Annotated in this window: 20 protein-coding genes; 4 read left to right on the top strand and 16 right to left on the bottom strand. The window is 54.5% G+C overall.

What is annotated here, in order from left to right:
- The first annotated feature begins 8 nt into the window (after nucleotides 1–8).
- Entirely contained in the window at nucleotides 9–524 is a 516-nt protein-coding gene (locus tag RB_RS09005) for a hypothetical protein (RefSeq protein ID WP_164921756.1), read from the top strand.
- 198 nt (nucleotides 525–722) lie between these two features.
- Here RB_RS09005 and RB_RS09000 read toward each other — a convergent pair whose 3' ends face one another.
- The 4 genes from RB_RS09000 to RB_RS08985 all read right to left on the bottom strand — a co-directional run bounded on the left by RB_RS09000 (nucleotide 723) and on the right by RB_RS08985 (nucleotide 4,448).
- Nucleotides 723–2,057: a beta-ketoacyl-[acyl-carrier-protein] synthase family protein gene (locus RB_RS09000; RefSeq protein WP_011119953.1), complete on the bottom strand. Its 1,335-nt coding sequence runs from the start codon at nucleotides 2,055–2,057 to the stop codon at nucleotides 723–725.
- 220 nt (nucleotides 2,058–2,277) lie between these two features.
- Complete coding sequence (locus RB_RS08995; protein WP_007329429.1) at nucleotides 2,278–3,615, bottom strand: hypothetical protein; 1,338 nt, start codon at nucleotides 3,613–3,615, stop codon at nucleotides 2,278–2,280.
- A gap of 144 nt (nucleotides 3,616–3,759) precedes the next feature.
- Complete coding sequence (locus RB_RS08990; protein WP_007329428.1) at nucleotides 3,760–4,098, bottom strand: hypothetical protein; 339 nt, start codon at nucleotides 4,096–4,098, stop codon at nucleotides 3,760–3,762.
- Nucleotides 4,095–4,448 carry a 4a-hydroxytetrahydrobiopterin dehydratase gene (locus tag RB_RS08985; protein WP_011119951.1) on the bottom strand — a complete coding sequence of 118 codons (354 nt, stop codon included), beginning with the start codon at nucleotides 4,446–4,448 and terminating at the stop codon, nucleotides 4,095–4,097. The genes RB_RS08990 and RB_RS08985 overlap by 4 nt, the downstream gene beginning before the upstream one ends.
- A gap of 89 nt (nucleotides 4,449–4,537) precedes the next feature.
- Between RB_RS08985 and RB_RS08980 the strand changes: the two genes are divergently transcribed.
- Together RB_RS08980 and RB_RS08975 are read left to right on the top strand one after the other, a co-directional pair.
- Nucleotides 4,538–5,227, top strand: coding sequence for an RNA polymerase sigma factor (locus RB_RS08980; protein ID WP_164921755.1), 690 nt, complete (start codon nucleotides 4,538–4,540; stop codon nucleotides 5,225–5,227).
- A 106-nt stretch (nucleotides 5,228–5,333) separates the two neighbouring features.
- Nucleotides 5,334–6,260, top strand: coding sequence for a YihY/virulence factor BrkB family protein (locus RB_RS08975; protein WP_164921754.1), 927 nt, complete (start codon nucleotides 5,334–5,336; stop codon nucleotides 6,258–6,260).
- Nucleotides 6,261–6,306: 46 nt separating this feature from the next.
- Here RB_RS08975 and RB_RS08970 read toward each other — a convergent pair whose 3' ends face one another.
- The 10 genes from RB_RS08970 to RB_RS08925 form a co-directional block, all read right to left on the bottom strand.
- On the bottom strand, nucleotides 6,307–7,530 hold the full coding sequence (locus RB_RS08970; protein WP_011119948.1) for an App1 family protein: 1,224 nt from the start codon (nucleotides 7,528–7,530) through the stop codon (nucleotides 6,307–6,309).
- A 23-nt stretch (nucleotides 7,531–7,553) separates the two neighbouring features.
- Nucleotides 7,554–12,467, bottom strand: a complete 4,914-nt coding sequence (locus RB_RS08965; protein WP_011119947.1) for a PAS domain S-box protein — start codon at nucleotides 12,465–12,467, stop codon at nucleotides 7,554–7,556.
- 441 nt (nucleotides 12,468–12,908) lie between these two features.
- A complete protein-coding gene (locus RB_RS08960) occupies nucleotides 12,909–13,403 on the bottom strand; it encodes a response regulator (protein ID WP_007329422.1) in 495 nt (164 codons plus the stop codon).
- Nucleotides 13,404–13,512: 109 nt separating this feature from the next.
- A complete protein-coding gene (locus RB_RS08955; protein ID WP_011119944.1) occupies nucleotides 13,513–14,304 on the bottom strand; it encodes a CDP-alcohol phosphatidyltransferase family protein in 792 nt (263 codons plus the stop codon).
- 3 nt (nucleotides 14,305–14,307) lie between these two features.
- Nucleotides 14,308–15,459, bottom strand: coding sequence for an endonuclease/exonuclease/phosphatase family protein (locus RB_RS08950; RefSeq protein ID WP_011119943.1), 1,152 nt, complete (start codon nucleotides 15,457–15,459; stop codon nucleotides 14,308–14,310).
- Between the two features lie 80 nt (nucleotides 15,460–15,539).
- Entirely contained in the window at nucleotides 15,540–16,085 is a 546-nt protein-coding gene (locus tag RB_RS08945; protein ID WP_011119942.1) for a DUF421 domain-containing protein, read from the bottom strand.
- Between the two features lie 121 nt (nucleotides 16,086–16,206).
- A complete protein-coding gene (locus tag RB_RS08940) occupies nucleotides 16,207–16,386 on the bottom strand; it encodes a YqaE/Pmp3 family membrane protein (RefSeq protein WP_007329418.1) in 180 nt (59 codons plus the stop codon).
- An 83-nt stretch (nucleotides 16,387–16,469) separates the two neighbouring features.
- Nucleotides 16,470–16,733 carry a hypothetical protein gene (locus RB_RS08935; protein ID WP_007329417.1) on the bottom strand — a complete coding sequence of 88 codons (264 nt, stop codon included), beginning with the start codon at nucleotides 16,731–16,733 and terminating at the stop codon, nucleotides 16,470–16,472.
- Between the two features lie 545 nt (nucleotides 16,734–17,278).
- Nucleotides 17,279–17,422, bottom strand: coding sequence for a hypothetical protein (locus tag RB_RS08930; protein WP_007330979.1), 144 nt, complete (start codon nucleotides 17,420–17,422; stop codon nucleotides 17,279–17,281).
- 47 nt (nucleotides 17,423–17,469) lie between these two features.
- Nucleotides 17,470–17,697: a carbon storage regulator gene (locus tag RB_RS08925; protein WP_276665081.1), complete on the bottom strand. Its 228-nt coding sequence runs from the start codon at nucleotides 17,695–17,697 to the stop codon at nucleotides 17,470–17,472.
- Nucleotides 17,698–18,081: 384 nt separating this feature from the next.
- On the opposite strand from RB_RS08925, the gene RB_RS08920 reads away from it, so the two are divergent.
- Nucleotides 18,082–18,255, top strand: a complete 174-nt coding sequence (locus RB_RS08920; protein ID WP_231846336.1) for a hypothetical protein — start codon at nucleotides 18,082–18,084, stop codon at nucleotides 18,253–18,255.
- A gap of 217 nt (nucleotides 18,256–18,472) precedes the next feature.
- On the opposite strand, the gene RB_RS08915 is transcribed toward RB_RS08920, so the two are convergent.
- Both RB_RS08915 and RB_RS08910 read right to left on the bottom strand, forming a co-directional pair.
- Nucleotides 18,473–18,985 carry a hypothetical protein gene (locus tag RB_RS08915; protein ID WP_164921753.1) on the bottom strand — a complete coding sequence of 171 codons (513 nt, stop codon included), beginning with the start codon at nucleotides 18,983–18,985 and terminating at the stop codon, nucleotides 18,473–18,475.
- Nucleotides 18,975–20,438 (bottom strand): sigma-54-dependent transcriptional regulator, encoded by a 1,464-nt coding sequence (locus RB_RS08910; RefSeq protein ID WP_164921752.1) that lies wholly within the window; start codon nucleotides 20,436–20,438, stop codon nucleotides 18,975–18,977. Before RB_RS08910 ends, RB_RS08915 begins: the two co-directional genes overlap by 11 nt.
- Between the last annotated feature and the right edge of the window lie 50 nt (nucleotides 20,439–20,488).

Here is a 20,488-nt window from a genome sequence, read left to right as displayed (position 1 = left end):
GAGTAGAGATGAAGTTTGCACGGAACTTGGCGGTACTGGCTTGTTTGTTCACGGTGGGTTGCGGGGCAAAACCCGTCACGGATTCGGGAGCTGATCCGGACATGGTGGTGATGGAAGGAGCACCACCGGACTCGCTCGGCCATCCAGAACACGGGCCCAATGGAGGTGAGCTGATTGAATTGGGCAAAGAAGCCTTTCATTTGGAAATGCTTCATGACGATCAGTCGGTGACGCTGAATGTCTTGAATGGTGCCGCATCGGAAATGGTGGCGATCGATGCCGCTGAGTTGTCGGTCAGTTTGAAGCACGACGACGAAGTGAAGACGTTTGCTTTGCCCGCCTCGAACTCAACGGACGGCAAGGCGTCATCATTCACGATCACCAGCACGGAAATGGCTGGATGGATGAAAGAAGGTGCGGAGGGTGCCGTGACACTGCAGATCGATGGCAAATCCTACACCGGAAAGATCTCGCACGATCATGGGCATGAAGGACACGATCATGAAGGCCACGATCACGATTGATCGCGAAACGTTGTCGGCTTTGGCAGCGTGAGCCTTTCGTGAATGAATGCAACGTGTGTGCAATCAGTTCGAAACTTAGAAGCTTGAGTCGGTGGAGGATGTTCCGAAACCGGCGAGGCTCCCGGTCCGCGATTCGACTAGCCCTCGAGCGACCGGGAGCCGCCCTTTATTCGTCGCGCAGTATGAAGGTCACCAAGCTCAGCGAGGTTTGGTGATCCAAACGGCCGTCGTTTGTCCCTGCGGCGTGATGTTGAGATTGATGAAGTTGTCACCGGCGGATTGATCGTCGGTGGTCACTGCCGCAATGGGGCAGTTTTCATCAAGCTGTTCCAAGTTGCGAATCGGGAACAATTTATCGCCAAGGCTTTGTAGGCTGGCAATCATTTCGACCATCCCGCTGCCGGCACCGATGTTGCCGAGGTGACCTTTGGCAGTGGTAACTGGTGGTTGAGCTTCGGCGAATCCAAACACATCGGCGATCGCACCCGCTTCGCAAGCGTCCGTGTCCACGTCCGACAGTCCATGAGCATGAATGTGACCGACGTTGATCTTTCCTTCGGCAGGGGCAAAGCCGTTTTCGCGGCCTTTTCGGATCACGCCTCGCAGGACATTGGCGAAACCCTTTCGCATGGGTTGGTCACCGGCGGCAGGACCGACTGCACTGGAACTGCAAGCAACGATTTCACCATAAATCGTCGCACCACGTTTCTCGGCGTGTTCCAGTGACTCACACAGGAACGCGCCCGCGCCTTCGCCCACCACACTGCCATCACGGCTGGCGTCGAATGGACGCGACATGCGACTGGGGTCTTCCGTGTCCGATGCCAATTTCTCTTGCATCGAAGCATGCAGCGTTCGCAATGTGTGAACTCGCGAGCCGGTAGAGCCAACGACCAACGCATCTGCATGGCCACGCGAAATTGTTGAGACCGCTTCGGAGATTGCCGCACCGGCGGATGCTTCGCGAAGGGTGATGGAGTTATTGGGACCGCGAAGGTCGTTGTAGATCGCGATGTGCGAAGCTGGCATGTTGGGCAAGTACTTCAGCAACCACAGCGGGTTGACCTTTGGAAGTCCCAGGTCACCCCACTTGGTGAAGTCAAATTCACCATCGGTGGTGCAGGCGGCAATGCCCTCGGCGTATTCTTCGGGAAGCGACATGATGTAGTCGCATCCATAAACGACTCCCGTGCGATCGCGATCGAAGTCGTCAGGGTTGTGACCGCCGTTGTGTAGCGCCAACTGAGCCGCCGCGACTCCCATCTCGATTTCGCGGCACATCACCTTGCTGCCTTTTCGGATCGTTCGTTGCAACGATTTTTCGAGTGGTCCGTAGTCGCTGATGTGGCCGGTGAATGCACTCGCTTCGGCACCATTGCTGATGGGCAGAACGTCCGTCGGGATTTGCGTGAACGGAGCGATGCCGCTTTTGCCTTCCCGCAATCCGCTGAGGAGTTCTTCGGGAGTGTTACCGAGCGGACTGATCACGCCGATGCCGGTGATCACGACGCGTTGGGCGGAGGTAGCTGGCATGGATGACTATCTGGATTGGTTCGTATCCGGTCACATCAGACCGAATGGAATCGAAGCAGGAATGGAGGACTTTGCGGGCCGGCGAAGATAGCAAATCCGTCCGCGAAGCGGGAGCGGGACAGTGCACGTGAACGTTGGAGCCCACTGCGGACCCGCGTAATCGCGGATAAGAGTGGGCAAAACGTTAGCCGTTGGCAGCAAAGGTGAGCCGATGGGCAGATCAATAGCGGCCGCGATTGGGAGCCGAAACGCGGGACCCGATCTGTGGCACCAATGGGGTGGTGGTCAAGTTGTCAGAGGCACGGCCTCGGAATTCAACAAACATCAACGCGTCGGCTCGGCCCGCGGTGGTGCCGGTGATCGAGCTGAGGTTGAACAGTGGCAAGCTGGATTGAGGTCGCTCGGGGCTGGCCACCACACCGCAGGACAGCAGAAGCACCATGTCCGATGGCCAACGGAATCGTTCGTGCAAACGCCAGCTCACGAGCTGGGGCACTTCGATTTTGGTGCGGTGGACTTGGTTGTTCGGAAGTGGCAGGTCCAGTTCGACGGGCACGAATTTGTCGACTTGATCGATGTTGGCGTTGATCACGCAATCCAACGTGCGACCATCGACGCTGAGTAGCGGGCTGACTTCGATTTGGAAACCTTCTTGAATCTCACCGGTTTCGGGTTCGTACGGAGGCCAGTTGGCGGGCGAAGGTTTGACATTGAGGACGTAGTTGCGACCGCGAGTGCTGGCGAGTTTTTCTGTTTGTCCATTGTTGGTGATCAGGTCGACCGCTTGGACTTCGCGAACGTCGGTGCGTGAACGAAGCATGTTCATGACCAACGCGGCATTTTCCTTGGTCAGCAACCAGGCTTGCAAACCAGGCGATTGCACGTTGACGTGCTGCATCAACATGTGAGCGTTGCTTCGCCAGTTCGGGTTGCCGACGGTCATCAACCGAAGGTTCATAACTTGTGGTTCTTTGTCACCAGCAACAAAGCGTTCGACGATACCGCCGATGACCTGATGCATTTCGTTGGTGTGGTAGACCTTCAATTCGTCTCGGTCGGCACTCATGAACCCAAATGGTTCGGTGTGCCAAACATCCGTTCCGGTTTCGCGGACGATCCAGTCGACGATGGCTTGGTGAGGGCGATCGTGTTTGGTCAGGTAGCCGGTGTAGGGGCTGATGTTGTAAACGCGGTGTTCTTGGCCGGCTTCGCGTGGCAGTTGGCCACCACCGGAGAGTTGGCCGGTGGGGGCGGCACCGCCAGCGGGCAATGCATTCCGGTTGGCAGTGGTTTGCGGCGGCGTTTGCAGACTGGGCGGCGTGTTCGCTGCGGTCGGGCCGGCGGCTCGCGGCGCGAAGCCTTGCGAAGCGGATGGTGTTTCAGCCGTGGACGGGCCCCGAGCAACTGAATTGGACGGAAGGGTGAATCCACCCTGGCCGTACACATGATGGCTCGTTGCGGCGGTGCCAGCAGCGAAGAGACAGGCGGAGGCAAGTCCGCGAACAATTCGCGAGCGAAAGAAGAAAGGGAGACTTCCCGGAAGGTTTGCTTGGGCCATGGCGGGTCGCGTTTGAAAAGACGGGCATTGGTCGTTAGCAGTACGTTGGACCGCTTGCGAACACGCCTATACCGCATCGATGACTTTGGCAACAAGTCCGAAAGAATTGCGTCTTTTGCTTAAAGTACCGTTGCCGCGAGAGGATTAGCCTTCGAAAACCGCGTCTTTGATGTTTCTGACCAGCGATTGACGGGTGAGCGAAATCGATTGAATCGATTCGACGTTGACGCCCAGTTGTCGGCCAAGTTTGACCGCCAAATCAACGTCTCGAACACCGTGATACTGGTTCACCACCCGACGGCCCGCGGGGTCAGGGACCGAAATGGTTTGGTCACGAAATCGGTAGCTGGTTTCGAAGGCATCGGCCAGCTCGTCGATCCATTCTTGAGGGACTCGCCGGAGTTGACAGTGATCGACGCTCCAAAGATCGTCGCCGTTGCATTCGTCCAGCAGCGCCAGGGCTCGGTCGTAGGAAACACTCACGAGACAACCCGATCGATGTGGGCGGCCATCACAAAATCATTTTCACTCAAACCGCCGATCGCGTGGGTCGTCAGGACAACGCGAAGGTGCCGGTAACCGGTCAAATGCAGATCGGGATGATGTTGTTCCGCCTCCGCTAATTCGGCGATCGCGTTGAGATGCCGAACCGCGGTCTGGAAATCGCCCGTGTTCAACTTTCGCGATATTTGTTTGCCATCTTCCTCGAGCGACCAATTGGAAAGCTCGACCAGGTATCGCTTCGCGGCGTCGGCCGAGACGCGATCGATGCCGCCTTCGCAGGGAACACAGTGGCGGCTGGACCAGTCCGTTAATGTTTTGGATTCGTTCATGCACCGATTTTACCGCTGAGGGAATTGGATTCGTAGGTGGAAATTGAGGTTGATCGACGCATTTGCGATTTGCAGGTAATCTGGTGCTCATGAATGCTTCCGTTCCCTCACCGTCCGCCGCCAACGATCCTGATCGCGAAAATGAAATTCGCTTGATCGGTTTGATTCGCGAAGGTGATTCGCAGGCGTGGCAACAATTGATCGATCAGTTCGAAGGTCGTTTGTTGGCATACGCCCGTCGGCGAGTTGGCGATCTGGCGACCAGTGAAGACATCGTGCAAGAAACCTTCGTCGGTTTTCTTGTTTCGCTGCCGAACTACGATTCGCGTCGAAAGCTTGAGAGCTATCTGTTTTCGATCTGTAGCTACAAGCTGACCGATCACTTGCGGCAGTGTGGGCGACGTCCTGAATTGCCGTTGCTCGGACGCGGCAGTTCATCGGGTTCCGGTAGCGGCGACAATGTCGAAGCCGATGGTGTCCGCTTGCCAAGTTCGATTTGTCGCAGCGCGGAACGTCGGGAATTGGAGCAGGACTTGGTTGTCGAAGTTGTCCTCGAGCAAATTGCCAATTGGCAATCGCGTGGCAACTTTACGAAGTTGAAAGCGATCGAGTTGATTTTCGTGATGGGCCGTGGCAATCGCGAGGTTGCAGAGCAGCTAAACCTGACTCAGCAACAAGTCGCGAATCTGAAGAGCGATTTCCTGACTCGGATTTCGGCGGTCATCAAACGCCGTGAGCTCGATCTGGACGTGTTCCCCGAACTTCGAGAAAACGACTGATTTGCTTGTTCAGCGGGCTCGCAACCAAGTTGCGAGCTGATCGGCACAACGATTGCTGTTAAGGGAAAGACGTGGTCGTTTTTCCTTTCAATCGAGTGGTGGAGTTGTGGGTTTTCTCAAGCAAGTATTTTCGGAGTTTTCAAAGGATCGTTGCAGCACGCTGGCGGCTGCGTTGGCGTACTACACCGCGTTCGCACTGCCTCCACTGCTGTATCTGATGATGACGGTGCTGACGTTCAGCTTGTCGGTGATGTATGACAGTGAGCAAGCCACCGAAAAGGCGCAGGGGATTTTGCAGACGCAGGCTTCTCAGATGATTGGTAATCCCGCGGCGGTCGAACAGATTGAGACCATCATGGAGAACCACGAGCAGACCTCAGGGAAGTGGTGGAAAACGCTGCTGAGTTTTGCCGGGATTTTGGTTGGTGCAACGGGAGTGGTCTCCGCGTTGCAAGCAGCACTGAATCAGGTTTGGGAGGTGAAACCCGATCCTGAAAACAGCGGCATCAAAGACATGATCGCGAAACGATTTTTGTCTTTTGGGATGATCTTGGGTCTGGGCTTTCTGCTGCTGGTTTCATTGGTCGTCTCTTCGGTTTTGACCGCTTTGGGTGATCAAGTGGGTGGTTGGATTGGGATGTCAGAAACGGTCGCTCATCTCGCAAACTTTGCCGTTCAGGCATTGGTTGTGTTCGTCATCTTCGCATCCATTTTTAAGTTCATGCCCGACGCGATCACCAAATGGCGAGATGTGGCTGTTGGAGCCGCCGTGACCACGATCCTGTTTTTGGTCGGCCGCTACGCGATGCAGTTGTATTTTTCGATGAGTGAACCCGGGGCACAGCTCGGTGCCGCAGCCGCTTCGTTGGCCGTGCTGTTGGTGTGGGTTTACTACACCGCAATGATCGTTCTGCTCGGTGCGGAAGCCACGCAGGTTTACGCGGTCCGCTATGGCGATGGGATTCGACCCGAACCCAAAGCCGTTCGCGTGGTGGAAGAGATCAAACGAGATACCAAAGCAACCACGGCGTAGCATCGCCCACGTGGTTGCGTGTGATTGATCCTGTGCACTCGCTTTCCTAGAGCAGCCCGCTTTTGCGATCGTGATCGCGGCGGGTTGCTTCTTCGATCGCCGGCAGAATGTCTTTCGATAGCAGCCCAAGCTCTTCGGCGATCGCGCTGACTTCGATACTGTCCTTGACCAAATGCATTGGGACACCGGCCGCGGCGCTTTGTTTGGTGTAACGATCGACTTTCTCGTCGTGGTTGCTCATCGTCTCTGGATCAATGTCTCGAATGAAGATCGCGGGAATACGCTGACCGAATTCCTCTGCCGCAGTTGCATAAAGACGAGCGTCTTCTTGCCCCGAGTCGCCAACTAATACGAACGGCAAATGGGGAAACGCGTTCATCAAGTATCGAGTTTGTTCAAGCTTGCGATCATGTCCTTGCTTGATGAATTTGTCGTCGTCAATTCCAAGGTCGCGCAAGAACAACGGGCCTTTGGGGATTGCGTTGAGTTCTAAGAAATCCTCGAGCAAGTCGTAGAGATTCCACGGCGAAGACGAAACGTAGAAGATTGGATTGACGGGAGATCCAAAACGTTGGCCGTTGTGTTGCATCCATTCGTACAGCGATGCGACTCCTTCGAGCGGGGCTCGAGTTCTCGCGTTGCCGAAGAAAGTTAGCTTTGCCATCGTGCCGATGTCGGTCGCTCCCGTTCGAAGGATCGTGTCGTCGACATCACTGACGACGGCATACTTCGCATCGGATGAGACATGCATGACGTCGCAAACGGCGAACGATTCCAACGGTGAAATTCGATCGTCGTCCACAATTGCTAGTTGTGCCGGCATCCAAAATGCAAACTCGCTGTTGTCGGCTGTGCGTGGGATGTCGAGTTCGAAGTAGCCTTCGCTGTCGCTGACGGTTCGTCCAGTCACGCCCGCGAAGGATCCTTCGATCGTGACGCCGGGGACCTCGTCGCTGGCGAACCGACGCCACGTGTGCGCCAGGTTCTGCCACCATCGATCGTTGTGGAAATCTGGATCCAGAGGTGGGTTGTTGAGAATCCGGCCTCGAAGATGAATCGTGTCTGCCGTCGCGAATCCGGTGTAGGTTTGTATCTGGGGTACGCCGGCGCGTCCCCAACGCTTGCGAATGCGACGGATCGCCACGTCGGCCACATCATCGGCGGAAGATGCGGCTCGAGTCAGCCAACTGCGTAAGTCCGCTTGGAAAGATTCCGGTTTCGGTTCAGACATGAATGCTCTGTGGTTAATGGAAACGTTGAAAGCTTCCATTCAAAGCAAATTGGAGGCCGTTATCAGGCGTCTAGCAAACCTTTCGCGATGCGTAGCAAACGGTTGACCTTCAACGGTTTGCTCAAGTACTCGTCAAAGCCTTCAGTGATCAGACGGCGACGGGTGCCCTTCATTGCATCAGCCGTCAACGCGATCACCGGCAACTCGATCCCTCGTTGGCGAAGTTCTCGCACGGCCCCCAGTCCATCCAGTTCGGGCATCTGCATGTCCATCAGGCAAAGTTCGAACGGCTTACCATCTCTGCTCGCCGCCACGACCATGTCGACGGCCTGCCTTCCGTTTTCAGCAACTTCCACTTCGCAGCCCGCTTTCTTCAAAAAGTGTTGGGCCACGAAGCGAACGTCTCGCATGTCATCCGCAATCAAAACTCGTGCGTTGAGCTGGATGTCTTGGTCGAGTGATGACTTGGAATTGTCGTTGTCCTTTTCATCCGTCAATTCGATCGTCAGCTGGTCCATGGTGCCAATCGGATCGACTGGCAATCGGATAGTGAACTCGCTTCCTTCGCCTTCGGTACTGCTGACTTGGATCGTCCCACCCAACGCATTGGTGAGGCGTTTGGTGATGCTGAGTCCCAGTCCGGTGCCGCCAAAGCGATTTGAGATGGTCGCGTCCGCTTGGACGAACGGCTCAAACAGCGTTCGCAATTTCTCGTCCGCAATCCCGATTCCGTCATCGATGACTTTCAACAACAAGAAAGAGTCGTCGTCGATCTTTTCGGATCGCACCACCACTTCGACTCGGCCCTTCGGAGTGAACTTAATCGCGTTGGCAATCAAGTTGATCATGATTTGACGTAGCCGCGCGGAGTCGGTTGTGATTGTCCTTGGAAGTGGTTCGCTGACGTCAAAGTGCAGTGTGTTTTGGTAGTCCTGGGTTCGCATTTTCATTGTTTCGAAAATGTCGGCCAGGAGTTCACCCAATGAGACGCTGCTGGTCGCGGTGGTGAATTTGTTCGCTTCGATCCGTGACAGGTCGAGGACGTCGCCGAGCAGACGGAGCAGGTAATCTCCGTTTCGCTGGATCGTTGACAAGTATTCTTGGATGGTGCCTTCGTCGGGATCTTCCTGAAGGATTTTGGTGAAACCAAGGATGGCCGATAGAGGCGTCCGCAGCTCGTGACTCATGTTGGCAAGGAAGTGACTCTTCGCTTCGTTAGCAGCATCGGCTGCCAGCTTTGCTTCTCGCAATTCGTTCTCGACCTGCAGTCGGGTTTCGATATCGACGAAGGTCACCACGGCTCCGACAATTTTCCCGTCCTCTTGGATTGGATGACACCAATATTCAACCGGGAAGCTTTCGCCATCTTTGCGACAAAAACGTTCGTCGTACCGGTTGATCGCTTCGCCAGCACGAACCGCACCGAGAATTTGCAAAGAATCTTTCTCAAACGGATTTCCATTGGGATCGCAGGGTTGCGCGAGTTCCGCGAGTTCCTTGCCAACGATCTGGCTGCCGTGTTCGTAGCCCAGCAGTCGGGCTGCTTTTTCGTTGCTGAAAGTGCATTTGCCGTGAACGTCTAAACCAAACAAACCTTCGGCGGTCGAATCCAGCAACAATCGAATGGTCCGTTCGTTGGTTTCCGTTTGGCGAGCCGCTTCGATGCGTTCGGTCACATCGTTTTGAACACCAACAAAATGAGTCAGGATGCCGTTTTCATCGTGAACCGGGGTAATGTAGAGATCGTTCCAAAATGGCTCGCCATTTTTGCGATAGTTCTTGATCAGTTCGCGAACCGATTCACCACGGCCAAGAGCCCGTCGGATTCTCAGGACGGTTTCGTTGTCGGTGTGTTCTCCTTGCAAGAATCGACAATTGCGACCGAGGATCTCTTGCTCGGAGAACCCAGTCATGTCAGTGAAGCCTTTGTTCACAAACGAGATCGGGTGATCTTCCAAGGAGCAATCCGTGATGACAATTCCGTTGGCAGCCGACTGAACCGCTTCGCTGAGCAATCGCATCTGCGATTCATGGGTCTTGCGAAGAGAAATATCGCGGATCGATGCAAATAAAAGCTGTTTGCCCTGCAAGAAGACTGGCGTTAGCGCAACCTCGACGGGGAACTCTGTTCCGTCGCGTTGTTGAAGCCAAGACTCAAAAAGATTGCCACCTTTCGCATGAGCTTTCTCGAGCCGATCGTCGAACGATTTGGGGTCGGTTTCTGATTTGAAACGGGAAAGTAGTTGTCCAAGGATTTCTTCGTTTGAGTAACCCAGTTGATCGCACATCTTGCGATTGGCGTAGCTGATCTTTCCTTTTTGATCGAGCAAAACCAATGCGTCGATGTTCTGGTCCGCCATGAACTTGAACTTCAATACGTCGCGTTCGGCACGGCGTAGAATGTCAACGTCCACAAACGCTATGACGACGCCGTTGATCTCAGAGTTTCGCAGATACGGAAGGGCGCGGACCAAGTAGGAAGAATCGCGACAGCTGACTTCCCATTCCAATTCAACTCGCTCATCGCGAGCTTGCCGTACGCGTTCAAGAAACTGGTCGTCTTGGATAGGGTGAATGAAGGATTCAAAGGAGCGTCCCAGGTCGTTTGGTTCGATCGAAAGCAAACGAGAGATTTCAGGAGTGACCCTACGAACGCGGAGGTCGTCGTCCAAGAACACGACGCCAACACGAGTTGTTGCCAACAAGTTGACCATGTCGGCGTTTGCTTCATTCACTTCGTTCACACGAACTTGAAGCTCCGCGTTGACCGAGTACAACTCTTCGTTGACGCTCTGCAGTTCTTCGTTGGTGCTTTGAAGTTCTTCATTACTGGCGACCATTTCTTCGTTGGTCGCTTGCAATTCTTCGTTGGAAGTTTCCAGCTCTTCAATCGTGGCTTGCAGGTTTTGCCGATTGAAACTGAGTTCCTGTTCCAAATCTTCGATTCGCGAATGTGCCGCGGTCGAAAAGTCCAACAAGGTGCCTTCGGATTCAGTGGACTCATTGCTTGTGGTCAATGCATCACCAAATGCGGTGCGCATTTCAGATGCTTTGAATTGAATCAGCACGCACGAGGACGCGAGCTTCGGGACGTGATATGGCTCGACGATCAGTTCCAGAACGTGGTCGGGTCCGTCGACCGGCGAAGGGATGCCTTGGTAGTGGACGGCACTCTGTTGTTTGATCGCTTGCGTGACCGCGGCACCGATCGATGCACGCAATTCCTTCGGCACCATGTGAAGGATATTGTCCGATGGTGTGCCGCTGGGAACAGTCAGATATCGATTGGCACCCGGGAAGACATGAATGATCCGGTAGTCCGTGTCGATCACCAAGCTTGGTGGCATCTTGTCCGCCAGCAAGACGTTGTAAATCTCCAGCAGGTTTTCATTCCGCCGTTGCGGTGGCGGTTCGACGATGGAAGGTGTCTGGGGCGTTACCGGTGAAACCGATTGATTCGCGAGCGGCATTCGCAACTCGATCGGCAAGCGAACGTCGCGTCGTTTGCGAAAAATCTTCCACTGCGTGTTGATTGCATCAAACTCGTCGCCGATATCACCCACGCTTTCGCTCGGGCCCAGGAACAAGATTCCATTGGCCTTCAGAGAAAAGTGAAACAGCGAAAGTGTTTTGCGTTGAGCGGGCGATTGCAGGTAGATCAACATGTTCCTGCAAGACACCAGGTCCATTTGCGTGAACGGTGGATCGTTGATGACGTTTTGAGCTGCAAAGACGACACATCGACGAAGCTCATCCTTGACGACGTAGCCCGATTCACGCTTGGTGAAAAAGCGTGCGCGGCGTTCCAGCGATACTTCGCTCATTTGGGCTTCGGAATAACTTCCTGTTGCTGCGATTTGCAACGAGCCACGGTGCGGGTCGGTGGCGAACATCTTAAAGTCAACGTGCCGTTCTGATTGCTCGATGCCTTCACGCATCAACATGGCAATCGTGTAGGCTTCCTCGCCGGTTGCACAACCGCAGACCCAGATGCGAATCGTATCTTTTGCTTTCTCGATCAGCTCAGGGATGACGCGTTGTTCGAGAACACTGAAAGCCTCTCGATCACGAAAGAACTTGGTAACGCCGATCAATAGGTCACGATAAAGCTCGTTGACTTCGTCGGCATGTTCGTTGATGTGAGCGACGTACTCAGTGAGCGTGTCAAGGTGCAACAAGTCCATCCGTCGCTGAATGCGACGATGAACCGTGCCCGATTTGTAGTGGTGGAAGTTGATTCCATGATTCTTCTTGAGCAGTTGAAAAACGCGTTCCAATCCCGAACGTTGAATTTCGCCCATGTTGATAGGCTGATCCGCTTTGGTCCGTTGCCCATCGAAGAGATATTGTTGCAGAGCTTCTCCCATTTTGTCGGGAGCCAGTTCCATATCGACATGCCCGGTGTTTCGGGCGTTCATTGGCATCGAATCGAACTTGCATGTCATCGGATCCTGGATCACAACCAATCCGCCATTGTTGCTGATCTCGACGACGCCGCGGGATCCATCGCTGCCGGTCCCAGATAGAACGATCCCGATGGCTCGTTCACGGAGATCTTGCGCCAGCGATCGCAGAAATTGATCGATGGGATGCGTAAGGATCTTTTCGCTTCCTCGGTCGGTCAGCAACAACTTGCCGTTGCTGATGACCATTTCCTTTTTGGCGGGGATCAAGTAGATCGTGTCGGGCTGAACCTCGACTCCATTGTCGACGACTTCGACCGGGATGTCGGTGACTCGCCGGAGCAAATCATCCATGTGGCTTTTGAAGTCGGGCGACAGGTGCTGAACGACGACGAAGGACATCCCCGTTGCGACCGGCATTTTGCCGAAGAGTTGTTCGAGTGCTTCGAGTCCGCCGGCCGATGCCCCAATGCCGACGACGTGCTGGTGCGTTCCGCTCGAGGTCGAAGAATCATCTTCGTCCTCGGTTTCTGAGCCGAACGAAATATTCTGGGAAGCTTTGGTGTCAGCCATAGATGATGGTGTGGAAGGACTGGTTGCCGTCTACAGGCACCCTTCACTCATGGCGAGTTGTGCACCGGGCGAGAAGCCAATGAATCTGGTATCAACAACGAGTGAATCGCAGGGTCGTCACCACCTGGTCGCTAAGGACAGCAAAACGACCGGTCCGAACGACAAGGCACCCTAGCAAACGGAGTGCCGTTTTAGTGTAAGAGTGCGGGCTGCTCTGTCAATCTAACCAGGCCGCTTCCGCGAATCAGGCTGCGTGCAACGGAAGCGACGAGATGATGATATCAAATATAGAAACTATGCCGTTCCAGCACGCGACCATGGTGACTGCGGGATTGCCTGCGGAACTTCGACGCTTGACTGGAATTCGGTCAGCGTGGCATGGTTTCAACCATCGCCAACATGATTGCCAGTGGATTCGGCGTCGTAGACATGCACTGCCAATCAGAATTCGCGAAACTCCGATGCGATCCGGCGAAAGCGGGCTGACACCGAATGCGATGCCGATGTGTTTTCACCCAGAGGAATCGTTGTATTGCCCTGAGTCAGATAATTCACGCACGCACAAAGCTGTTCTTTCGAGACCGGCTTCTTCAGATAGGCGCTTCCGCCCAACGTGCCGACCATCCGCTGAATCTCGCCGTCTTCCAAACTGCTGGAGACAATGACGGGAATTGCCGCGACTTTCGGGTCGGCGTCCGATCGCACCGTTTGCAGCAAATGCAACCCGCTGAGATGCGGCATATCGATGTCGGCGATCACAATGTCCGGTGATTGTCGGCGGAGTTCAGCCAGGGCCGTCGCACCGCAGGATGCATGCACGACCGAGTAGCCGAGTTCTCGCATCCATTGTCCCAATTGCTCTCGGATGACGCGAACGTCGTCCGCAATCACGCACCTGCGAGATTGTTCAGGATCGTGGGGCGGTGTGGTTGGCATAAATACTCGTGGGGGTGGGGATAACTTGCGACCGATGTTGCGAACAATGTGCCAAACCGGTCTATCGTCCAAGATCGGGCCACTATATTCGTCGCAACAGCGGTCCTTGTCACGATGCCGCAGAAGGCTTTCGCGAAGAAGTTTGCGGTTCAGTTGAGTCATCCAACTCGAGCTTTCGATTTCGTCTTAATGCAAAGGACGCTGCTGAGTACAGAATCGGATAGACGAGAGAGACCAAAACCAGCCAGCTTGGCGGTTGAGGGTACAGCGGCAGCATGGCGACGAGCAACAACGCCCAGATGCCCGCACCAGCTAGCAACCAAGTTCGATGCTTCGCCGGCGCAAGGTTGGGATAGATCAACCAGATGGGTGTGACCGTTAATCCTGCCAACACCCAGATCATGATCGCAACCGGCCAGGGACCCCACCAGTGGTGCAGCAAACCAGCATAAAACGCGGCCACGTTCCAGTACGATGGAAAGCCGCGGAAGAACCCGTTTTGTTCGTCCTTGGCGTTGAGGTGAGCAAACCCGAATAGGCTGGCACCCATCGCAATCGCGACGGTGAAACCAAGTCCCTCGGGTAGCCAATTCATTCGCCAAACCAGCATCAATGGAATGAATGCAAAGGTGAGGTAGTCGAGCAAGTCATCAATTGTTCGACCGTCGATTGAATGTGCGAGCGTTTTGACTCGAAATCGTCGCGCGAGCGGACCATCGATCGCGTCAATGAACGTGGTCAGCAGCAACCAAACGAACACGCGACGCGGATCGCAATCGGACTGGATGATTTCATGCATCGCCAATGATGCTGGAATTATCCCCGACGCGGTGAGCGCATGCACTCCGTAGGCGGTCGCTCTGTGGCGAAACGATACTGGATCTCTGTTCGAGTCTTTCATCGGTCAGCCAATCGCGGGCGTTCGCATCGACACCGGTGTTGACGACATGTTGATCTCTTCCGACTCAACAGCCCGCTGCAGTTTTTCCTCGGCCTCTTCTTCGTCACTGGCCTTCTCTTCCAAGGGTTCCTGCTCTTGTTTGAGCACCGGTTGCAGTTGGAGATCGATCAAGATCGGAAAATGATCGGAGCCGACGTGACCCAATCGTTGCAAGTCGCGAACGCCAAAATGAGTTGAGTGAAAGACGTGGTCCAACGGAAAACGCATCCAAATGTGATCTGCATGAAACGAATTGAAGAACCCACGACCACGACGTGGATCAAGCAATTGACTGAGTCGAAGAAACAAGCGGGTGGAAGGAGACCACGCGACGTCGTTCAGGTCTCCGCCAATCACGATGGGGCGATCGTCCTCCGCCAATTCCTTCCCCCAAATCACCAATTCAGCGTCTCGCGCCGTCGCGTCGTTGTCTCGGATGGGTTCAGGTGGACGTGGGTGAACCCCGATCACGCGAATCTCTTCGCCACTGGGTAGTTCCACCATCGCATCGATTGACGGAATGTCGTCTTGAATTCGAAAGCGAATTTCGCTTTCGCGAATCGGCAGACGTGACAGCATCGCCATCCCGTACCAATTGTCTTGTGGGTAAATGATTTGGTGTGGGAAGATTGGTTTGAGCTCTTCGAGAATGGGCTTCCAGCGATCGTCGATTTCCGCCGCAATCACCATGTCGACATCGGTATCTCGGATAACTTGCGACCATTGTTCGAAACGATCGTTCTCCATCTCTACATTGGTCACCAACAAACGAAATCGACGTTGGTTAACTGATTCTTCGTCTGCTTGTACAACGTCCCATGTTGTCGCCTGCGTTTTGGCGAGAATTGTATAGGGAACGATGCGGAACAGATGCCATGCGGCAATCGCGGTTGCCAAAATGGAGATGGAGATGCAGCTGATCGCGGGGGCTCGCGAATTGACCATGTTGACGCTGACGAATGCGATCGCGGCGACAATCGCGATGAGAACAATTTGAACGCGGGGAAAATCCCATCCACGAATGAACCAATGCGGGTGCGAACTCAGCGGTGCGAGTGAGCCGAAAACCAACACGCCGAACAGCAAATAGATCAGGATGTTGAATGCGGTCGACATCTTGCCACCTTCCGGGTCTCAGGAACTTGGTGTGAAAACGCTGGTCAGGGTCTGACCAGAATCGATGATGCATTTTGTGATCAATGCGAGATCAATCGATCCGCATCGTAGACGTTTTGCAGCAACCGTGGATCGACTGGTGTGTTCGAGGATGAGTGAAGGACGGAAATGTCCCCCGTCGTTTCGAAGACCACCGCGAGGACTTGGTTGAAGTTGCACGCGTTGGCCTCCCTTAGTTTTCCCATTAAATCGTTTTCCGTCAGGTTGGCCCGACGGAGATTCTCATGAAGGATGGTTGAACCGGCCATCAATAACACCGGTTGGTTATCGATGCATTGGCTGAACTTGCTTGATCGGCGACGCAAGAACGCGATCGTCCACTGAATCACGAACAATGCGAGCAGCGAAAGTGCTCCCATGAACAGTGTGGGTGATGGCTGCGTGATGGTCGCCCCTAGAATCGAACCGGTCGCAATGGTCATCGCGAAATCAGGTGCCGACATCTTGGAGAAACTTCTCAGTCCCGTCACACGTGTGTACGCCAGAACTGCTCCGTAGGCGAAGACCGCTGTGAGCAGAATGCCGGCGATCTCAGTCGACGATATGTCAATCCACTTTTCAAACATCTGAGTCCATCCTGGTTGAGTGGCGTGGGTGTGGGTGGAAATAGAAAAGGGCGACTAAGTGATTTGTCACACCACCGGGTCGCCCAATTCGACTTCTTCAATTTCAACGTGAAGGTGCGGCCTACAGCACGACCAACAACGCATGGATGATTCCTATGATCCAGAAACCAACCAGAGTCAACACGATGTTCAGCAGGAACTGAGTTCCAACGCCCTTGTCCATGTAAACGGCAAGTGGTGGCAACAGGATCGCGAGCAACACTTTCAGAACAGTGTTTTCATTCTTTACAACGGTCGTCATTTCAATCTCCTCGATTCGGGACAGAGTTTGTTAACGTGGGACCCTTCGCAACTTCAACGTGCTGCGAAAGATCAGCGTCTTGATCACTCGTCCGCAGGAAGGTCGATGTCAACGTCAGGGGTGGTGATGGTCTTCTCTTTCATGTCCACGTCGACGTCGGGAACCTTGATCTTGCTTTCTTCCGTTGTCACGTCGACTTCGGGTGCGTCAACGTCATAGCCTGGCAATTGACCGCCATCGACGTCTACATCGGGCATTTCGCCGTCGCGTGTTTTCTCAACATCACAGCCAACGGTTGCAAAGCCCAGCGAAAGCGAAAGCAGCGTCATCAAAAATGTCTTGTTCATTTGGTTCTCAATTTGGATTGGATCGAGGAAGCGGCTGGTCGCCCGACCGAGTTAAGTGATTCGCGTCATTGCCGCGGAAGTACATCAAAGGCAAACGGTGTGCCAAGGTCTAGAAGAGCGTCATGAACACGAGCTGCTTACGCTACAAAGCGTCGTGGATATACCGGATCGCAAACTGTTCCGTCTGCAGTTCTCCATTCGGGCGAACGTCGCAGCAGTTGGGCAGCGAACAGGCGAGCTGTCAATTAGCGAATAAAAGCTGCTTCTTGTTCGGCACGTTGCCGATTGAGCTCGCATCGCGAGGTTTTGACGCCGAAGCGTTCAGGTTGGATCAATCGCAGCCAGACGAAATCGACGGCCGCAGAGGCAACAAGCTGGCTGGAGATCAGAAGTAGTCGACGATCGACTCAATTGTTGGCCATTCGCGCACGCTGGATCAAGTCGATCCTACGTTCCGCCACATGCGCACGATTCGGCTCTATGGTCGATGGTTGCCGGCGGCCAGCGTTGCGGGCAGTAAGATTTGATGCCTCTGCCAAATGAGGCTATGGCGAAGCAGCTTGGTTGGCGGCCAATGATTGTCGCTGCAACGGAAGCAGTGATCGGTCGACACTTTCAACGTTGAATCGAACGCGATGTTCGTACAACTGAGCTGAAGGTGGAGCCGAGTTGCTTTTCGGCGAAGACATGGTCAACCCAGCGAAAGCACGCTGCGAATCGTTTCAAATAAACAAGCTCACGCGTGATGCGCGGCGACATGAACCGAAGCAGCAGCGGTTCCACCCTGTTGAGCGGAACGCGTAGCGACTGGTTCGCTGGCAAGTTCGCCACGTTGGATCGAAACATCGCGTGGAGCGTCAATCGCGATCGAAACCCGATTTCCGCTGATCTTCGATACCGTAATGACCACGTTATCGCCAATGACCAATTTCTCACCAACTTTTCGACTCAGTACCAACATCATTTTCTTCCGTGCAACGAGGGAGTATTCATTTACTTTCTGAGCAAAGCAAACGACATGCCGCAAATTTGCGTTTTCGGTTCAAGTCGAGCTTGGGTCGTGTCCGACACGCGATTTCACGGCGTTTTAATCCGCGGAATTCCGAATGTTTCGCGTCTGAAGAAAGCAAGCAATGGTTTCTGATCAACCAACCGACAAGCTCGTTGAAGAATTTGCTCGATCATCAGCCGTTGTAACTCGTTCAACGTGGACCGGCGGTCGCGGCTCAGATGTTTGAAATCTTACTGAGTCACAGGATTTGGAATCTTAATGGCACGATCGTTGCGTCTGTCGTTCGTCCGATGTCCCGGCGGTTTGCGGGGACGCACTCGAACGAAGGATTTGATTATGGCCAACGATACTGGCATCATTGAAGAAACGAAAAAAGCTGTGACCGACAACGAGCGTCCGCTCGGTGAACAAGCTCCCGGAACCCCATTCATCTTCGTCGCATTGAGCTACCTTGCGGTGCTCGCCGTCGTTTCCGGCGTTGTTGCGTTGATCATGTGGTCGTCAAACTAGGCGACCGGTTTCGCTCCGGTGAGGCTGCCGTCGATCGTCTGCGAAGCTGCGATCGCCAATATCTCAGCCGTCATCGTCGTTTCGAACGCAGTCACGCGAGGCAGGCTGACTCACCAACAAGTCAATCGCCGCCGGCGTCAACCCTCCATAGCGAGCTAAATGCTGGCTTCGGGCTCGCGTCGCCCACCGCTCGCCCAAACAGCGGCTGCTTAAGCGACTACTTCCCGCTCTCGGCAAGTTCTTCGATCTCACCAAGCAAATGCTCTAGCTTGGGTGACACGGATGCGTGAGCGATCTGTGTCGCGTTGCCATCGTCTTTGCGCGCCGCATCGATCATCGGTTGAAGCTCATCGACGGGCGGGCCACTTTCAAAGGTACTCAGCAGGCCTTTGAGCGCGTGACCGACTCGAGCAGCTTCACCTAATTCAAGGCTCTCAACGTGAGTGTGTACCTGTTTCAGCATCGGTGGGCCATCTTCGGCGGCGATGCTAGCAAGCATCACGAGCATGTCTTCATCGCCGGCAACTCGTTGGAGAGCCGCGGCGAAGCGTTTGCGTTGGGCTTCGGTCATGGGAAAGTGGGTAGGGATGATGGATCGAGCGAACGCCGATCGATGGTAGGGAGGTGTGGGAAGTTCGCTGGTATCGCGATCCAACGAACTCTTTCGCGATGATGCAACCGTGGGTTCCGCCAGTGAACAGCGTCCCGCGATCGCAGTATCAGGACTCAACCGCAACGTCGCTTTTGAGCACGATGTTGTAGGAGTTGATTCGGTCGCGAAGTTTTCCGCGGGTGATTCCGAGTATCTCAGCAGCTTGGCTTTGGTTCCCGTCAGTTGACTGAAGCACTTGCAGGATCACAAAACGTTCCATGTACTCCATCGCTTCACCGTAGACATTGGTCGACTTTTCTTTCAGCAGACGTTGGACCAATTGCGGGAGCTGACTTCCTGGTGCTTCGCTTTCGAGTTTTTCGTTCGTGCCCGACTCTGACTTGGCTCCGCTGTTCCGTGTTCCAGCGATCGCATCCGGCAATGTGTCGGGCGTGATCACGGGCATCACCGTGTCCAAAACGCACCGGCGAATCACCGCTCGCAGTTGTCGAACGTTTCCGGGCCAATCGTAAACCGTCAGCAAATCGACAGCTTCCGGCGACAAGCCTTCCAAATCAGGTTTGTTGAACTCAATCTTCGCCTGCGCGAGGAAGAATCGAATCAGTGCCGGAACATCGCTCAATCGATCGCGAAGAGGCGGCAGTTCAATCGTGACACCGTTGAGTCGATACAGCAGATCTTCGCGATAGTCGCCGTCGACGACCATCTGTTCGAGTGGTCGGTTGGTCGCGGCGATGATTCGAACGTTTGTCGTCAGCTCTTTGTTGCCACCGACGCGTTCGAAGCGTTGTTCTTGCAGGACGCGGAGAACCTTGGCTTGGACAGTCGGTGCCATGTCTCCGATTTCGTCCAGGAACAATGTCCCGCCGTTGCACTGCTCGAACTTACCGATTCGGCGAGACTCGGCGCCGGTGAAGGCCCCTTTCTCGTGACCGAACAGTTCGCTTTCGAGCAAGTTGTCCGGTAGAGCGGCGCAGTTCACCGCCAGAAAAGTTTCGTCGCTGCGATGGCTGTATTGGAAAAGAGCCCGAGCGACAAGTTCTTTGCCGGTGCCGCTTTCGCCGCGGACCAAGATTGGGACGTCTTGCTTGGCGACTTTTCCGACTGCTTTGAAAACGTCCAGCATGACTGGCGATCGACCGATGAACAGTTCGGCGGATTGATCACCACCTTCGTCATCAGCCGAGATCGCAACCGGAACGCTGCTGATTTGCCGCTGCTCGATTGCTTTCTCGACAAGGTCGCGAAGTGATTCAACGTTCAGAGGTTTCGCGATGTAATCGAACGCACCCAACTGCATCGCTTCGATCGCGGTGTTGCTGGCGGCTTCGACCGTCATGAAGATCACCGGAATCCGACGATCATGTTCGCGAATTTCGCAGTAAACAGCCAATCCGTTTTGATCGGGAAGTTGGATGTCTAAAAGCACTGCATCGAATTCGCCTTCGCGAAGCAGTCCTAAACCATCTGCGGCATTCGCGGCGACCGACACGTCGGCAATGGGCGCCAGAGCTTTCTCAGCGAGAGCCAAGATGGTGCGATCATCGTCAATGACGAGGAGGTTGGGCATGGATTTCGACCACTTTGAGCGAGGTGCGGATTGGGCCCCCGTCTCATTGT

It is taken from the genome of Rhodopirellula baltica SH 1, assembly GCF_000196115.1.
In the GTDB taxonomy this organism is placed as follows: domain Bacteria; phylum Planctomycetota; class Planctomycetia; order Pirellulales; family Pirellulaceae; genus Rhodopirellula; species Rhodopirellula baltica.
This window is presented reverse-complemented; position numbering and strand designations above follow the sequence as displayed.

Coding starts and splice junctions, on each gene's coding strand:
- RB_RS09005 (WP_164921756.1), top strand. CDS start 9: ATGAAGTTTGCACGGAACTTGGCGGTACTGGCTTGTTTGTTCACGGTG.
- RB_RS08995 (WP_007329429.1), bottom strand. CDS start 3,615: ATGGCCCAAGCAAACCTTCCGGGAAGTCTCCCTTTCTTCTTTCGCTCG.
- RB_RS08925 (WP_276665081.1), bottom strand. CDS start 17,697: ATGATGTTGGTACTGAGTCGAAAAGTTGGTGAGAAATTGGTCATTGGC.
- RB_RS08970 (WP_011119948.1), bottom strand. CDS start 7,530: ATGGAAGCTTTCAACGTTTCCATTAACCACAGAGCATTCATGTCTGAA.
- RB_RS08910 (WP_164921752.1), bottom strand. CDS start 20,438: ATGCCCAACCTCCTCGTCATTGACGATGATCGCACCATCTTGGCTCTC.
- RB_RS08920 (WP_231846336.1), top strand. CDS start 18,082: ATGGCCAACGATACTGGCATCATTGAAGAAACGAAAAAAGCTGTGACC.
- RB_RS08935 (WP_007329417.1), bottom strand. CDS start 16,733: ATGAACAAGACATTTTTGATGACGCTGCTTTCGCTTTCGCTGGGCTTT.
- RB_RS08930 (WP_007330979.1), bottom strand. CDS start 17,422: ATGTCTTCGCCGAAAAGCAACTCGGCTCCACCTTCAGCTCAGTTGTAC.
- RB_RS08955 (WP_011119944.1), bottom strand. CDS start 14,304: ATGAAAGACTCGAACAGAGATCCAGTATCGTTTCGCCACAGAGCGACC.
- RB_RS08950 (WP_011119943.1), bottom strand. CDS start 15,459: ATGTCGACCGCATTCAACATCCTGATCTATTTGCTGTTCGGCGTGTTG.
- RB_RS08965 (WP_011119947.1), bottom strand. CDS start 12,467: ATGGCTGACACCAAAGCTTCCCAGAATATTTCGTTCGGCTCAGAAACC.
- RB_RS08940 (WP_007329418.1), bottom strand. CDS start 16,386: ATGACGACCGTTGTAAAGAATGAAAACACTGTTCTGAAAGTGTTGCTC.
- RB_RS08945 (WP_011119942.1), bottom strand. CDS start 16,085: ATGTTTGAAAAGTGGATTGACATATCGTCGACTGAGATCGCCGGCATT.
- RB_RS08960 (WP_007329422.1), bottom strand. CDS start 13,403: ATGCCAACCACACCGCCCCACGATCCTGAACAATCTCGCAGGTGCGTG.
- RB_RS08985 (WP_011119951.1), bottom strand. CDS start 4,448: ATGAACGAATCCAAAACATTAACGGACTGGTCCAGCCGCCACTGTGTT.
- RB_RS08980 (WP_164921755.1), top strand. CDS start 4,538: ATGAATGCTTCCGTTCCCTCACCGTCCGCCGCCAACGATCCTGATCGC.
- RB_RS09000 (WP_011119953.1), bottom strand. CDS start 2,057: ATGCCAGCTACCTCCGCCCAACGCGTCGTGATCACCGGCATCGGCGTG.